Below are 14,208 nucleotides of genomic sequence, written 5' to 3' on the forward strand. Positions count from 1 at the left end.
CGACCTCTTATGATGCAGCCAGGATCTGGCTGACGTAGCGTGCCACCGCGCGTACGGCGCCCATCGTCACGGGATAGTCCATCCTGGTCGGCCCCAGAACGCCGAGCCGGGCCAGTTGGTTGTCGCCAGAACCGTATCCGGTCGCGACGACGGATGTGCCCCTCAGGTAGGGGTTTTCCGAGCCGATGCGCACGGTGAGCGCGGACGGGGTGTCTGAGGTGGTCTCGCCGAGCAGCCGCATGAGGACGACGTGCTCCTCAAGCGCCTCCAGCACGTCGCGCAGGCCGGTGGCGAAGTCGGCGCCGGCGAGGTTGGCCGCGCCGGCGAACACGATCTTCTCGTCGTGCCGCTCGACCAGCGTCTCGAGCAGCACGGAGAGGATCGTCGCCGCGGCGGGCCGGTCTTCGATCGGGAGTCTTTCCGGCAGGTCGGCCACCAGCTCGGGCACGCTGCTCAGGCCGCAGCCGTCGAGGCAGGCGTTGAGCACGGCGCGCAGGTTGGCGATGCGATGGTCTTCGACCGCCTCGGGGAGCTCCAGCACGCGCTGCTCGACGCGGCCGGTGTTGGTGATCAGCACGAGCATGACCCGCCGGTCGGTCAGCGGGACGAGCTCGACGTGCCGGACCGTCGAACGGTTGAGCGTCGGGTATTGCACGACCGCCACCTGCCTGGTCAGCTGCGCCAGCAGCCGGACCGTGCGGGTGACGACGTCGTCGAGGTCGACCGCGCCGGCGAGGAACGTCTCGATCGCCCGCCGCTCGGCCCCCGACAACGGCTTGACCTGCGAGAGCCGGTCGACGAACAGGCGATAGCCCTTGTCCGTCGGCACGCGGCCCGCGCTGGTGTGGGGCTGGGTGATGTAGCCTTCCTCCTCCAGCGCGGCCATGTCGTTCCTGACCGTCGCCGGGGAGACCTTCAGATTGTGACGCTCGGCCAGCGCCTTGGAGCCCACCGGTTCGTTGGTGGACACGTAGTCTTCGACAATGGCCCGGAGCACCGCCAGCTTCCGATCGTCGAGCACGTGCTCACCTCCTGCCTCTGTCCCTTACAGGAACGTGGTGTCTAGCACTCTGTGTTCCCGAGTGCCAAGTGTACGGCTCTCGCCCACAAGGTGCGATAACACCGGGTCCCAACTGCTGTCTGGCTTCCTGTGAGCGACAGGCCCCACACTTGCCCTCATGACCGACGACTCCCGGCCCCCGACGTACGGCCCGCCGCCAGGCTACGGTCCGCCCCAGTACGGACCGCCCCCACAGGGACAGCCGCCACAGGGACCACCCCAGTACGGGCAACAGCCTCCGTTCGGACAGGGGCCACCGCAGTACGGTGACCCCGCTCAGTTCGGCCCGCCATCTCAGTACGGACAATACGGCCAACAGGCCCAATTTCCACCACGAATCGACTCCAAAGCCATAAAGCCCAGCCGCTGGTGGCTGGTGGCCGTCTGGGGCGTGTTCGTGGCCTGCGTGGCGGCCGGCGGCGTGCTGTTCGCCACCGGCCTGGGCGGCGCGACCGACCTGGTGCCCAGGCAGACGTTCGCGTCCGGCGAAAGCGTCACGGTGACGGTCGACCCGGCCGAGAAGCCAGGCGTCTACCTCGCCAGCGACACCGCCGTCACCTACGACTGCTCGATCAGCGGCGAGGCCAAGCTGGCCAAGACCCCCGACCGGCGTACGGTGTCGGCCGGCGACGCCGTGTGGGAGCAGTTCCTGGTCATCAACGCACCGGCCAAGGGCGACTACCAGCTCACCTGCGTCAACCAGGAGGACGCCACCGTGCGCTACGGCGTCGGCCGCGACTCCTACTCCGTCGTGAACGGCGTCGCCGGCGGCCTCATCGCCCTCGTGGTCCTGCCGGGCGCCGGGCTGCTCGCCGCCATCGCCGGCACGATCGTCGTCCTCGTCCGCCGCAGCGGCGCGCGGAAGCGCCTTGCAGTGAGCGGGTGATTTGCTACGGTCCCCGTGTGTACGAGGGCGATGTACTGGCGGGAAATTGGCGGCGGCCGGGCAAGGGCAAGATCCCCAAGGTGCCCGCGGAGCCGGACCTCGTCGTGGAGGACGCCGACAGCGGCTTCTGCGGCGCCGTGGTGGCCTGTGACAAGGAGGCCGTCACGCTGGAGGACCGGTTCGGCAAGCGCCGGCTCTTCCCGCTCGCCCCCGCGGCGTTCCTGCTGGAAGGCCGTCCCGTGACCCTCGTACGCCCCACCGCCCCCGCCCCCACCGGCCCTCGGCGCAGCGCGTCGGGCTCGATCGCCGTCGAAGGGCTGCGGGCCAGGGTCGCCAGGCAGAGCCGCATCTACGTCGAAGGCGTCCACGACGCCGCCCTCGTCGAGAAGATCTGGGGCCACGACCTGCGGGTCGAAGGCGTCGTCGTCGAATACCTCGAAGGCGTCGACCACCTGCCCGCCATCGTCGAGGAGTTCGGCCCCGAGCCGGGGCGGCGCCTCGGCGTGCTCGTCGACCACCTGGTGCCCGGCTCCAAGGAGAGCCGGATCGCAGCCGAGATCACCTCGCCCGACGTGCTCGTGGTCGGGCATCCGTTCGTCGACATCTGGCAGGCGGTCAAGCCGTCCGTGCTGCGCATCCCGGCCTGGCCCGACGTGCCGCGCGGGGTGCCATGGAAGGAGGGCGTCATCGCCGCGCTGGGCTGGCGCATGGAGCCCGCGGAGGCGTGGCGGCGCATTCTCGGCGCCGTCTCGACGTACACGGACCTGGAGCCGGCGCTGCTCGGCCGGGTCGAGGAACTGATCGACTTCGTTACGGAGGCTCCATGAGCCAGGACCCGACCCCGCCGCCCGCCGACGACGACGCCACCCGCAGGTTCGCCCCGGCGGACGACGACGCCACGCGCAAGGTCGCCCCGTCCGACCTGCCGCCGCCCGCGCCCGGCTCAGGCCCCCAACCCGGCCCGCCCCCGCCGTACGGACAACAACCCGGCCACCCCCAGCAACCCGGCTCCACGCCCGGCCACCCCCAGCAATCCGGCTCCACGCCTGGCTATCCACCGCAACCCGGTTCGACCCCGGGCTACCCACCGCAACCCGGTTCGACCCCGGGTCACACGCAGGAGCCCGGTTCCGCGCCGGGCTATGAGCAGCAGCCCGGCTGGTCCGGCTACGGGCAGCAGCCCGGCTCGGCGCCCGGTTACGGGCAGCAGCTCCCCTATGGCCAGCAGCCCGGGTCGGCGCCCATCTACCACCCGCAGCCGCCCAGCGGCTACGGCCCCAACGCCGGTTACGGTCAGCCAGGCGGTTACGGCCGGCCCGGATATCCGCCGCCCCCGCCCGGCTACGGCTACCCGCAGCCCCCCGGCGAGCCCTACGTGCCCGGCCGCTTCGGCCCCCGCCCCGGCACCGACGACAACTCCATGGCGATGCTGGCCCACCTCCTCGGCCTGCTGGTCTCGTGGATCGGCCCGCTCATCATCTACGTGGTGCGCAAGGACCAGTCGCCCTACGTCAGGGACCAGGCGGCCGAGGCGCTGAACTTCCAGATCACCATGTTCATCGGCTACATCGTGTCCGCGTTCCTGATGCTGCTGTTCATCGGCTTCCTGCTGCTGCCGGTGGTCTTCGTCGTGTCGCTGATCTTCCACATCCAGGCGGCGATGGCGACGTACCGGGGCGAGCGTTACCGCTACCCGATCTCCATCCGCCTGATCACCTAGACCAGCAGGTCCCTGATCAGGGCGTCGGCCAGCAGCCGGCCCTGGAGGGTCAGCACCATGCGGCCCGCCTTGAACGGCTCGGGCTCCAGCAGCCCGCGCGCCATGGCGCTCGCCACCACGGGCCGCGCGGCGGGCGCGACCTCGGCCAGCGGATATCCGGACGACAGCCGCAGCTCCAGCATGAGGCGTTCGGCGTCGCGGTCGTCGTCCCCGAGCACCTCGCGGGCGTGCGCGGGCGAGTGGCCCGCGGCCAGGCGCTGGGCGTAGGCGGCGGGGTGTTTGACGTTCCACCAGCGGGTGCCGCCGACGTGGCTGTGGGCGCCGGGGCCGGCCGCCCACCAGTCGCCGCCGGTCCAGTAGAGCAGGTTGTGGCGGCAGCGGGCGTCCTCGGTGACGGCCCAGTTGGACACCTCGTACCACGCGAACCCGGCCGCGGACAGCAGCTCGTCGGCGATGAGGTAGCGATCGGCGGCCACGTCGTCGTCGGGCATCGGCAGCTCGCCGCGCCTGATGCGCGCGGCCAGGCGGGTGCCCTCCTCGACGATCAGCGAGTACGCCGACACGTGGTCGGGCCCTGCCTCGATCGCCGCGCCCAGCGAAGCCCGCCAGTCGTCGTCGGACTCGCCCGGGGTGCTGTAGATCAGGTCGAGGTTGACGTGCTCGAACCCGGCCGCGCGCGCCTCCCTGACGGCCGCGGCGGCCCGGCCTGGCGTGTGGCGGCGGTCGAGGACCTGCAGCACGTGCTCGCGTACGCTCTGCATGCCGAAGCTGATGCGGTTGAAGCCGCCGTGGCGCAGTTTCTCCAGCGACGAGGGATCGACCGACTCGGGGTTGGCCTCGGTGGTGATCTCGGCGTCCGGCCGCAGCCCGAACTCCGAGCCGATCGCGGCCAGGATGCGTGCCAGGTCTTCGGGGGGCAGCAGCGTGGGGGTGCCGCCGCCGAAGAACACCGTATCCACCGGCAGGTCGGTCTCGCCCAGGACGCGGCGCGCCAGGCGGATCTCCTCGATCACCGTGTCGGCGTAGTCGCGCTGCGAGGCGCCGGGGCCCAGCTCGGAGGCGGTGTAGGTGTTGAAGTCGCAGTAGCCGCAGCGGGTCAGGCAGAACGGCACGTGCACGTAGAAGCCGAACGGGCGCTCGCCGAGGCCGCGCAGGGCGCTGTCGGGCAGCTCGCCCGAGGTGGGCGCGGGATCGCCGTCAGGCAGGATGGATGGCACGTTTCCAGTGTGCCCGTCCCCCGCAGTGCTCCGACCGGTGCGGGTCGTTGACGAGGGCTCAGGGCCGCTCTACGATCGCGTTCAACTTATAGGAAAGTTTCCTATTTGTAGCTGTCCGGGAGCGGCCCCGTGAAGAAGAAGATCCTCATCGCCCTGTCCGTCCTACTCGGGCTCACGCTGGTCTCCGTACCGGCGGAGGCCCGCACCGGGTTCAACCGGGTCGCGTACTTCATCCAATGGGGCGTCTACGGACGTGACTACCACGTCAAGGACGTGCACCTCAGCGGCGCCGCCGCCAAGCTCACCCACCTCAACTACGCGTTCGGGTTCGTGAACGGCGACGGCACCTGCTACTCCTCCGACCCGTGGGCCGACTGGCAGCGGCCCGTGCCCGCCGAGCAGAGCGTGGACGGCGTCGCCGACGAGCCGGGACAGGCGCTCAACGGCAACCTCAACCAGCTTCGCAAGCTCAAGGCCAAGCACCCCAAGCTCAAGGTGATGATCTCGCTCGGCGGCTGGACCGGCTCCGCCGCGTTCTCCGACGCCGTGCTCACCGCCGAGTCGCGCTCCAGGCTCGCCTCCTCCTGCATCGACATGTGGCTGCGCGGCAACCTGCCCGGCCTCGAGCCCGGCGCCGCCGCAGGCGTCTTCGACGGCATCGACCTCGACTGGGAGTGGCCCGGCTCGGCCGGCGCCGAGGGCAACGTGATCAGGCCCGAGGACAAGCGCAACTTCACGCTGTTCGTGACCGAGCTGCGCCGCCAGCTCACCGCGTACTCGCGGAAGGCGCAGCTCAGCGCGTTCCTCCCGGCCGCCGCCGCCAAGATCGACGCGGGCTTCGAGGTACGGGAGGTCTTCAGGCAGCTCGACTTCGCCACCCTCCAGGGCTACGACCTGCACGGCACCTGGGAGCAGCAGACCGCGCACCACGCCAACCTGTTCACCGACCGGCGCGACCCGGGCCCGGTGAAGTACAGCGTCGACCAGACCGTCCGCGACTACCTCAAGCGCGGGGCGCCCGCACGCAAGCTCGTGGTCGGCGTGCCCGCGTACGGGCAGGGCTGGACCGGCGTCACCGACCGCTCCAATGGCCTCTACCAGCCCGCCACCGGCCCCGCCCCCGGCAAGTGGGCCCCCGGCACCGAGGACTACAAGGACCTGGCGAACAAGCCGGGCAAGCGCCACCGTGACCTGCTCACCGGCGCCATGTGGCTGTACGACGGCAACGAGTTCTGGTCGTACGACGATCCGGCGGTGATGCTGCAGAAGGCGGCGTACATCCGGTTGAAGGGGCTCGGCGGGTTCATGCTGTGGTCCATCGACCAGGACGACTCCCGCGCCTCCCTCACCTCCGCACTCTCCAGCGTCCTCCGCTGACCTGGACCTTCATGGGTGCGGACGATCCAGATCGAACGCCACGTCGGCCAGCCGGATCGTCCGCACCTGCGAGTCCTTGAGCAACTCCCGCAGCTCGCGGACCGAGCTGAGCTGGTCCACGTAGGCGTGGGCGAGCCCGGCCCGTGACGCCTCCCGCAGCCGCTTCAGGCTCAGGTCGAAGGAGCGCAGGTTGGCGTCGTCGTGGTCACGCAGCAGCCCGACCCACGCCCGGAACTGCGGCAGCCCGCCCCGGCACACCTCATCCGTGACGTCGCCCTCGCGAATGTCCGCCGGGTCGGTCCAGTAATCGAAGCCCCACGTGATCGGCAGCGATCCGGGCCTGCGTTCGTACACGACCCGTTCTGCGCAGGAGCCGTGGCGCCGTACGAACGCCTCGAACTCCGCCTCCCCCAACGGCCGCTCGAACTCCACCACCGCCAGCGCGCTCAGATCGGCCGGCAACCGGGCGAGCACCTGCTTCGCCTCCTCCTTCCTCCCCAGCGTGGTGCCGACGTTGAACAACGACTGGGAGAGCCTGGTGTTGGCGGTGTGACCGAGCGGCAGCCGCCCGACCCGCCCGAAGAAGTCCTGACTGATCGAGTACGTCTGACTCCCACCCGGCCAGGCCCCGGCGGGTCCCATGGGACGCGCGCTCACCTGGAACGACATCGAGACGGGCGTCGTCTCGCAGCAGGGGTCGTTCGTCACGAGGTAGGCGGGGTTGTACATCTTGAACGCGGTCCCGAGCACGTCCGTCATGCGACGCTCACGATCACCCCGCGTCTGCACCAGCGACGCTCCTTCGGTCACGACCACCGCGACCAGCGCCAGCACCGCCAGCACGCTGACCACCGTCCGCACCAGCCCCCGCCGAACGGCACGCCTGGTACGCCTGGGATCAAAGTCCGGCATCGCCGACAACTCCGGCAGGCTGCCTGCAGACGCCGCCGCATCCACCGCATCGAGCCGGCCAGGCGCGCCCGGCGCATCGAGCGAACCGGGCGCGCCCGGCGCATCAGGTGGGCCAGGCGTCTCGGAGGTAACGAATAGCCCAGGCGTATGCGACGTATCTTGCGGACCAGGCGTGCCCGGCCTATCGGACGTGCTCATGCATCCTCCCCGTAAAGGTCGGCGAAGGCGGCCCGCGCCCGCCACACCGCGGTCTTGATCGAGTTGTGCGACCTTCTGGTCATAGCGGCCACCTCAACCATCGAGAAACCCTCGAAGTAGACCAAGGTGAGCAGCCGCCGCTGCTGCTCGGGCAGCCGCTCCAGCGCGTCTCGCACGTCCAGCGCGGCCACGTGCAGCGGCGGCACACCCAGCTCATCGGCGTCGGGCAGCGCGAGCTCCCGCCGACTCTTGCGTACGTGATCGAGCAGTACGTTCCTGGCGATCGTGAGGAGCCACGCAGCCGCGTTCTCCCCTCGCCAGCCGAGCAGCGCCCTGGTCGCCTTGACGAAGGTCTCCTGCGCCAAGTCCTCGGCGAGATGCGGATCGCGGGTCCTGCGCAGAAGGAACCCGCACACGAGCGGCCAGTGCTCGCGATAGAGCTCCTCGATGATGTCGCCCCCCGAACGGTTTCAAAGGTCATGTCACCAACAGACGCACCGAAACCCGCAATGGTCACACCAACCCCAAAACCGCACTGGGCCCAACCACCCACCCCAGCCCCCGTTGTGGCCGGCGATCGCGAAGATCTCACCGGCGTGCACGCATGAACGGCCCCGACCGCGCAGCCCGGCCGCTGGGTTGTGTGTCCACCCTTGGGTGGAGATCTGCGAAGCTCCACCCGCTGGTCGATCCGCCCCGACGGCCCCGTCCCTACCGTCACGTGTCATGAACTCCGTCGAAACCGGCCTGCTGATCCTCCTTGTCCTCGCGTTCGTCATCTACCGCCAGTTCAAGACCCGCCCTGCCGACCGCTCCAGCGTCCTCTACATCTCCGCCGTCATGATCGTTATCGGCCTGGTCTCGGGTGGCCTCTTCGACCCCCACCACTTCGCCCTCAGCCTCGCCTTCCTCGCCGCAGAGGCGGTGACCGGCGTCGGACTCGGCATCCTGCGGGCGATGACCGTGCACATCTGGACCGACGCCCAAGGAGTAGCCTGGTCCAAGGGGACGGTCTGGACCCTGCTGGCCTGGCTGGCCTCGATTGCCGTGCGCGTCATCGAGCAGGTCGCCGGCACCTCCATGGGACTGACCGTCACGACCGGCGGCATCCTGATCTTCGTCGGCCTGACCCTCGCCACGCAGGCGCTCGTGGTGTCGCGTCGCGTCCGTGCGCTTCCCGGGTCCGCCGCACGGTCCTATAACGTCGAAAGGTGATGCCCGTTACGTCCAGCCCCATCTCCCTCATGCTGCGGCTGGGCGTGATCGTGCTGGTCGGCGCGGGACAGGCGCACACCGCACTCGTGGCCGGCCCGCCGAGCATCATCCTGACCTCCGCCCTGGTGCTCACCCTCGCCGCGGCCCTGCTCCCCTTCAGGATCTCCGGCCGGAGGTCCGCGGACACGCCGATCCCGCTGATCGCCCTCGGCGCCGCCACGATCATCGCCGTCGCCCTGCACGAGCTGACCCCCAACAGCACCCCCGCCCTGGTCCTGCTCGCCTGCGTGGTGGCCGCCGCCGGCCGCCGTCCCCTCCCGCAGTCGCTGGCGATCGCCCTGACGGCGATCGTCAGCCTGCTGGTGGCGGGGGCGATCACCGGTGACGTCACCCGGAACCTGACCCTCGCCTTCAGCACCAGCCTGGTCTTCCTCGTCGCGTACGCGGCCAGGCAGCGCAAGGCCATCAGGCAGGCCGAGGCCAGGGAAGCGGTGCTCGCGGAGCGGGCCAGGATCGCCAGGGAACTCCACGACATCCTCGCCCACTCCCTGTCGGCCCAGCTCGTCCACCTGGAGGGCGCCAAGCTGCTCCTGCGCGCCGAACGTACCGACGAGGCCCTCGACCGCGTCACCCGCGCCCGCGACCTCGCGAAATCGGGCCTGGAAGAGGCCAGGCGCGCAGTGGCCGCGCTCCGGGAGGACCCGCCAGAGCTCCCCACCGCCCTACGCCGGCTGGCCGAGGAGTTCGAAAGCACCACCCACCACCCCTGCACCCTCCACATCTCAGGCCCCGAACACCGCCTGGCCCCGGAAGCCGAGCTGTCCCTGACCCGAACGGCCCAGGAAGCCCTCACGAACATCCGCCGCCACGCCCCTGGCACTTCCGCGACCATCAACCTGACCTTCTCCACCACGTGGTGCGACCTCCGCATAACCAACCCCACCCCACCGACCCACCACCCACCGAACGGCTCCCCACCGAAACACCGCCCGCCCAACGAAGGCACGGCGGAGCAACGCTCGCCCAACGAAGGCACGGCAGAGCAACCGTCGCCCGACGAAGTTGTGGCGGAGCAACGGTCGCCGGGCGGCGGGCATGGCCTCATCGGCATGCGAGAACGCGCCGAACTCCTCGGCGGCACCCTCACGGCAGGCGCCGACGACCACGGCTTCACGGTCCACCTCAGGATCCCGGCATGACCCGAACAGCCCCGACCCCCAACCCGCCTTCCACGGCGCCCACGGCACCGACCTTGACAACTTCACCCGCAGTCACCCTCGGCTCTGCCGCGCTGGCAATACGCGCATCGCGCCCAAAGGCGACCAGGCGCGGCAAACCGAGCCCAAGGGCCGCGACGGCAGTCACCCTCGAGCCGACTACCCCAGCGGCGATCATCCCTGCCGCACCGGCTGTCCCGTCCAGCTCGGCAGCGATAACGATGGTCACGCCCAAGTCGAGTGCCCCAGCGGCTCCAGCAGCGACCACACCCGCCGTGACGACCTCAGCGGCGATCGTTTCTGCCGCAGCGGCTGACCTGTCCAGCTCCGCAGCGGCAACGACGGTAACCCTCAAGTCAGCTGCCCCAGCGGCTCCGGCAGCGACCACACCCGCCTTGACGGCCTCCGCAGTCATCACACCCCGCTGGGCGACCCCAGCGGCCCTCGCACTCCGCAGGGTTACCTCAGCGGCCCTCGCCCTTCGCTGGGCAGTTCCAGCGGCGGTCAACCGCAGTTGGGCGGCGGTGACGGCAGCTGGGCCGGGTTCGACGGTGTGGGTGACGGTCGGGGGAGCTGGCGCTTACTGCGCTTCGATGGCTAAGGGGGTGGGCGGATGATTCGTGTCGTCGTGGCGGATGACCAGGCTGTGGTGCGGGAAGGGCTGGTGTTGCTGCTCGGTCTGCTGCCTGGGATCGACGTGGTCGGGTCGGCGGGTGACGGTGAGGCGGCGTTGCGGCTGGTCGAGACGGAACGGCCGGACGTGGTGCTCATGGACCTGCGCATGCCGCGCATGGACGGCGTTGAGGCGACCCGCCGGGTCCGGGCCGCCCATCCCGGCACGCAGGTCGTGGTGCTCACGACGTACTCGGACGACGAGTCGGTCTTCGCCGCACTCAGGGCGGGTGCGCGGGGTTTCCTCACCAAGGACGCCGAGGCCGACGACATCGCCAAGGCCCTGGCCACCGTGATGCGCGGGGACGCCCAACTCGACCCCACCGTGCAGCGCCGCCTCCTCGACAGCATGTCCCCACCCGCCCCATCCTCGGCCGCTACGCCGCCAGCCACAACGCCCCCTTCCACAACGCCCCCCTCCCCGGCGTCCCCGCCCACGACGGACCGGCCGCCTGTGCCCTCTTCGACCACGCCTCCCCCTGCCGAACTCCTCCCATCACCCCCTGGCGAGGCGCCTCCGCCCAGTGGGGCTGCTTCCGCTGCGCCGCCCTCCCGTACGGACGCCTCGGAGTCGCGGCAGCAGCAGTATTCGGGTGGGCGGCGGGTGCGCCGGAGTGGTGAGTCACTTCCCGATGGCCTGACGCCGCGCGAAGGCGAGGTGCTGATGCTCATCGCCGACGGCCTCTCCAACGCCGAGATCGCCGCGCGTCTCTTCATCACGGAAGCCACGGTGAAGACCCACATCAACAACCTGTTCGCCAAGGCGGGGCTGAGGGATCGCGCGCAAGCCGTCACGTACGCCTACCGCCACGGTTTGGTCACCCCCGGCTGAGCCCACCTCCACGCTGCCCGCCAAGATGGCTGTTGAGCTGGGACTCCTCGTCGAATCCGGCGAGCTGTAAGAGCGTCTCCAATGCCGCCTGCCGGGTCTCCTCGACCGAGTCACCGCGTTCGCCGAAGCACTCGGCCGCCACGTCGAGCAGCATCGCCACCACCGCCGCGTCGGGATAGGGCACGTCGACCAGGACGGTGCCGTCAGCCGCCTCCTCTCCTTCGCCCACATGACGTCTCAGCAGCCGCCGTGTCTCCTCAGCCACGGCGACCCCAAGAACGGCTGCACGCTCGAATCGCTCAGAAGCAATCACGTCACCCTCCAGTCGCACAGGTGTTCGGAGAATGAAAGTAGACGACGGCACCGACAAAATCGGCCCGCCAGTCCGGCAGCCCCAACCCGGCCCGGCCCAGGTCCCGGCCCGCTGAATGCTGCGCTGCTTGACGAACCTCCGGGTGCGCCGGCGGGTGCCGGCGGAGGCCCTTCGCCGGCTGTGGGTGGTGGCGGCCGGCCCCTCGCCGGCTGTGGGTGGTGGCGGCTGGCCCCTCGCCGGCTGTGGGTGGTGGCGGCCGGCCCCTCGCCGGCTGTGGGTGGTGGCGGCTGGCCCTTCGCCGGCCAAAAAACGGCGGATAGGACCGGCCGCGCGGTTGTACTGCTGATCAGCTAGCCTCGAACCGTGTCAGCCCCCGTCATCTGCGTCGATTCCCTCTCGGTTGAGCTCGGTGGCAACCCGGTGCTCCGCGACCTGACGTTCACCGTGGCTCCGGGTGAGATCGTGGCCGTGGTGGGGCCCAACGGCTCCGGGAAGTCCACGCTGCTGCGCTGCCTGGCCGGGCTGCAGCCCGCCACCGCCGGTGGGGTACGCGTGTTCGGCGCCGCGCCGGTGGACGACGCCCGGTTCTGGGGCCGGGTCGCGCTGCTGGGCGATGAGCCCGCCTGGTATCCCGGGCTCACCACCCGCGAGCACCTGGAGCTGATGGGCGCCGTGCACAGTGCCGCGCGGATGACCGTGGACGCGGCGCTGGAGATGTTCGCGCTGGTGGAGCGGGCGGACGCGGCTCCGTTGAATCTCTCGACCGGTCAGCGCCAGCGCCTCGCCCTCGCCGCCGCCCTGCTCAGGCCGAGCGAACTGCTGCTCCTCGACGAGCCGGAACGCGGGCTCGACGTCGAGTTCCGGTCCGCCCTGGGCGATCTGCTCGACGAGTACGCCGCCGAGGGCGGCACCGTCGTCCTGGCCACCCACGACCAGGACCTCGCCGGCCACGGCCGCCGCGTCCTTCCGTCAGGCGTCCCCGCATGACCGGCCTCTCCTCCGAGGATCGACCGATGACCGAGTCCGGCGTAGAGGATCGACCGATGACCGAGTCCGGCGTACGGGCCGTTCGCGCGTACCTGCGCTCCCGTGGCCCCGCCCCCGCCAGCCTCCTCGACCGGTACGTCACCGGGTTCTGCCTGCTCATGGCCGTCATGGTGCTCGGGCATCCGCTGGCCGGGGTGTTCGCGGGGCTGGCGGGCCCGGTCGATCCAGGCAGGATGGGAGCGGGCGCGGCGCTGCTCTCGCTCGCCCTGGCCGGCTTCCTGGCGGGTGCGCGGACGGCGGGCCCCGTGGTGCTGAACGGGCCTGACGCCTCCTGGCTGCTGCGCTCCCCGCTCAACCGCCGGGACCTGCTGGCCCGTCCGGCCAGGACGCTGGGCGTGGTGGTGCTGGTGGCGGGCCTGCTGCTCGGGGTGGGCCTGCTGGCGGTGCTGGGTGCGCCGGATCAGCTCGTGTGGCGGGTGCTCGCCGCGCTCGTGCTCGGCGTGGCGACGACCGTGGGCGGGATGGCGCTGGCGGTACTCGGGCAGGCGGGTCAGGCAGCGTATGCGGGGCAGGCGGGTCAGGCAGCGCATGCGGGGCGGGCGGGTCGAGCGGGGCAGCCGTGGCAGCTCTGGCTGACCGTGGCGATCGTCGCGCTGCTGGTGCTGGCGGCGGTGGCGGTGACGAACCAGTTGCGTACGGTGCTGACCGTGGCGGCGCATGCTCCGTCGTCAATCCTGGCCGCCACGGCAGCCGGGGCGGTCGTGACGGCGGGGCTGCTGGTCCGGCACGCCTGGCGTTCGCTGGACCGCATCCCCACCCGTACGCTCACGACCGCCTCCACCCGAGCCGGGCACGTGGCGAGCGCCACCGCGTCGCTGGACACCAGCGCGCTCACCTGGATCGTCGAGGACAACCACTGGCGCGCGAGGAGACTCGGCTCCCGTCGCTGGCCGCGGCTGTCCGGGCCGCTCGCGCCCGCCTGGCAGGACTGGCGGCGCCTGGCCCGCAGGCCGGGGTGGCTGGCGACGATCGCGGGGACGTCGGTGCTGCCTGCGGTCCTCGGTCAGGCGGGCGCTCCCCCGGCGGCGCTCACGATCGCGGTCCTGGCGGGCGGGCTGGCCGTGGCCGTGACGGCCACCTCGGGTGCCCGCCGCGACGCCGACAACCCGGCCCTGGCCAGGCTCATCGGAACCGCGCACCGCCCCACGCTGGCGGCCCGCGCGGTGCTGCCCGCCCTGCTGAGCGGCACGTGGACGTCCCTGGCCCTCGTCTTGAGCGGCGCCGCGGACCTGCCGCTGAGCGACGTGGCGCCCCTGGGGCCGGCGGTCGCGCCCGCTCTGGCGGCGGCGGCGCTCCGCATGGCCAGGCGCGCGCCGGTCGACCACTCGATGCCGGTCATCGAGACCCCTGGCGGCCCGATTCCCACCGGTCTCCTGAAGTGGGCGGCCACCGGGCCCGACCTGGCGTTGATCGGCTCGCTGCCCGCCCTGATCGCCCTCACCACCCCGGGCGTCGCCACGGCTCCCTACCTGGCGGCTCAAGCCGTCTGGAGCGCGGTGGTGCTGGCGGGATACGTCTGGCGCAGCAGAGCACGATAAAGGG

15 protein-coding genes are annotated in these 14,208 nt (G+C 71.1%); 9 read left to right on the plus strand and 6 right to left on the minus strand.

Features of this window, described 5'->3' with window-relative positions:
- Nucleotides 1-7 precede the first annotated feature (7 nt).
- Nucleotides 8-1,021, minus strand: a complete 1,014-nt coding sequence (gene hrcA / locus AB0K18_RS19550) for a heat-inducible transcriptional repressor HrcA (RefSeq protein WP_364915758.1) — start codon at nucleotides 1,019-1,021, stop codon at nucleotides 8-10.
- A 415-nt stretch (nucleotides 1,022-1,436) separates the two neighbouring features.
- Between hrcA and AB0K18_RS19555 the strand changes: the two genes are divergently transcribed.
- From AB0K18_RS19555 to AB0K18_RS19565, 3 genes are read left to right on the plus strand one after another with little or no spacing between them, the layout of a single operon-like run.
- Complete coding sequence (locus tag AB0K18_RS19555) at nucleotides 1,437-1,946, plus strand: hypothetical protein (protein WP_364915761.1); 510 nt, start codon at nucleotides 1,437-1,439, stop codon at nucleotides 1,944-1,946.
- Nucleotides 1,947-1,963: 17 nt separating this feature from the next.
- Nucleotides 1,964-2,773 carry a DUF3097 domain-containing protein gene (locus AB0K18_RS19560; protein ID WP_364915764.1) on the plus strand — a complete coding sequence of 270 codons (810 nt, stop codon included), beginning with the start codon at nucleotides 1,964-1,966 and terminating at the stop codon, nucleotides 2,771-2,773.
- Nucleotides 2,770-3,666: a DUF4870 domain-containing protein gene (locus tag AB0K18_RS19565; RefSeq protein ID WP_364915767.1), complete on the plus strand. Its 897-nt coding sequence runs from the start codon at nucleotides 2,770-2,772 to the stop codon at nucleotides 3,664-3,666. Before AB0K18_RS19560 ends, AB0K18_RS19565 begins: the two co-directional genes overlap by 4 nt.
- On the opposite strand, the gene hemW is transcribed toward AB0K18_RS19565, so the two are convergent.
- Nucleotides 3,663-4,883 carry a radical SAM family heme chaperone HemW gene (gene hemW, locus AB0K18_RS19570; protein WP_364915770.1) on the minus strand — a complete coding sequence of 407 codons (1,221 nt, stop codon included), beginning with the start codon at nucleotides 4,881-4,883 and terminating at the stop codon, nucleotides 3,663-3,665. The genes AB0K18_RS19565 and hemW overlap by 4 nt on opposite strands.
- Before the next feature lie 129 nt (nucleotides 4,884-5,012).
- Between hemW and AB0K18_RS19575 the strand changes: the two genes are divergently transcribed.
- Nucleotides 5,013-6,260 carry a glycoside hydrolase family 18 protein gene (locus tag AB0K18_RS19575; protein ID WP_364915773.1) on the plus strand — a complete coding sequence of 416 codons (1,248 nt, stop codon included), beginning with the start codon at nucleotides 5,013-5,015 and terminating at the stop codon, nucleotides 6,258-6,260.
- A 9-nt stretch (nucleotides 6,261-6,269) separates the two neighbouring features.
- On the opposite strand, the gene AB0K18_RS19580 is transcribed toward AB0K18_RS19575, so the two are convergent.
- Nucleotides 6,270-7,172 (minus strand): hypothetical protein, encoded by a 903-nt coding sequence (locus AB0K18_RS19580; protein WP_364915776.1) that lies wholly within the window; start codon nucleotides 7,170-7,172, stop codon nucleotides 6,270-6,272.
- 194 nt (nucleotides 7,173-7,366) lie between these two features.
- Nucleotides 7,367-7,822, minus strand: a complete 456-nt coding sequence (locus tag AB0K18_RS19585; protein WP_364915947.1) for a sigma-70 family RNA polymerase sigma factor — start codon at nucleotides 7,820-7,822, stop codon at nucleotides 7,367-7,369.
- A 274-nt stretch (nucleotides 7,823-8,096) separates the two neighbouring features.
- Between AB0K18_RS19585 and AB0K18_RS19590 the strand changes: the two genes are divergently transcribed.
- Entirely contained in the window at nucleotides 8,097-8,585 is a 489-nt protein-coding gene (locus tag AB0K18_RS19590; protein WP_364915778.1) for a hypothetical protein, read from the plus strand.
- A complete protein-coding gene (locus tag AB0K18_RS19595) occupies nucleotides 8,585-9,784 on the plus strand; it encodes a histidine kinase (RefSeq protein WP_364915950.1) in 1,200 nt (399 codons plus the stop codon). Before AB0K18_RS19590 ends, AB0K18_RS19595 begins: the two co-directional genes overlap by 1 nt.
- On the opposite strand, the gene AB0K18_RS19600 is transcribed toward AB0K18_RS19595, so the two are convergent.
- Complete coding sequence (locus tag AB0K18_RS19600; RefSeq protein ID WP_364915781.1) at nucleotides 9,768-10,217, minus strand: hypothetical protein; 450 nt, start codon at nucleotides 10,215-10,217, stop codon at nucleotides 9,768-9,770. The two genes, AB0K18_RS19595 and AB0K18_RS19600, sit on opposite strands and share 17 nt — an antisense overlap.
- Nucleotides 10,218-10,415: 198 nt before the next feature.
- On the opposite strand from AB0K18_RS19600, the gene AB0K18_RS19605 reads away from it, so the two are divergent.
- Nucleotides 10,416-11,306, plus strand: a complete 891-nt coding sequence (locus AB0K18_RS19605) for a response regulator transcription factor (RefSeq protein ID WP_364915784.1) — start codon at nucleotides 10,416-10,418, stop codon at nucleotides 11,304-11,306.
- Here the strand turns inward: AB0K18_RS19605 and AB0K18_RS19610 are convergent.
- Nucleotides 11,293-11,571: a hypothetical protein gene (locus AB0K18_RS19610; protein ID WP_364915787.1), complete on the minus strand. Its 279-nt coding sequence runs from the start codon at nucleotides 11,569-11,571 to the stop codon at nucleotides 11,293-11,295. The two genes, AB0K18_RS19605 and AB0K18_RS19610, sit on opposite strands and share 14 nt — an antisense overlap.
- Before the next feature lie 411 nt (nucleotides 11,572-11,982).
- Here AB0K18_RS19610 and ccmA point away from each other — a divergent pair, with 411 nt between their 5' ends.
- Nucleotides 11,983-12,606: a heme ABC exporter ATP-binding protein CcmA gene (ccmA, locus tag AB0K18_RS19615; protein WP_364915788.1), complete on the plus strand. Its 624-nt coding sequence runs from the start codon at nucleotides 11,983-11,985 to the stop codon at nucleotides 12,604-12,606.
- Between the two features lie 56 nt (nucleotides 12,607-12,662).
- Nucleotides 12,663-14,204 carry a DUF6297 family protein gene (locus tag AB0K18_RS19620; RefSeq protein ID WP_364915790.1) on the plus strand — a complete coding sequence of 514 codons (1,542 nt, stop codon included), beginning with the start codon at nucleotides 12,663-12,665 and terminating at the stop codon, nucleotides 14,202-14,204.
- Nucleotides 14,205-14,208 lie beyond the last annotated feature (4 nt).

The organism is Nonomuraea sp. NPDC049421 (assembly GCF_040677005.1).
GTDB lineage: Bacteria > Actinomycetota > Actinomycetes > Streptosporangiales > Streptosporangiaceae > Nonomuraea > Nonomuraea salmonea.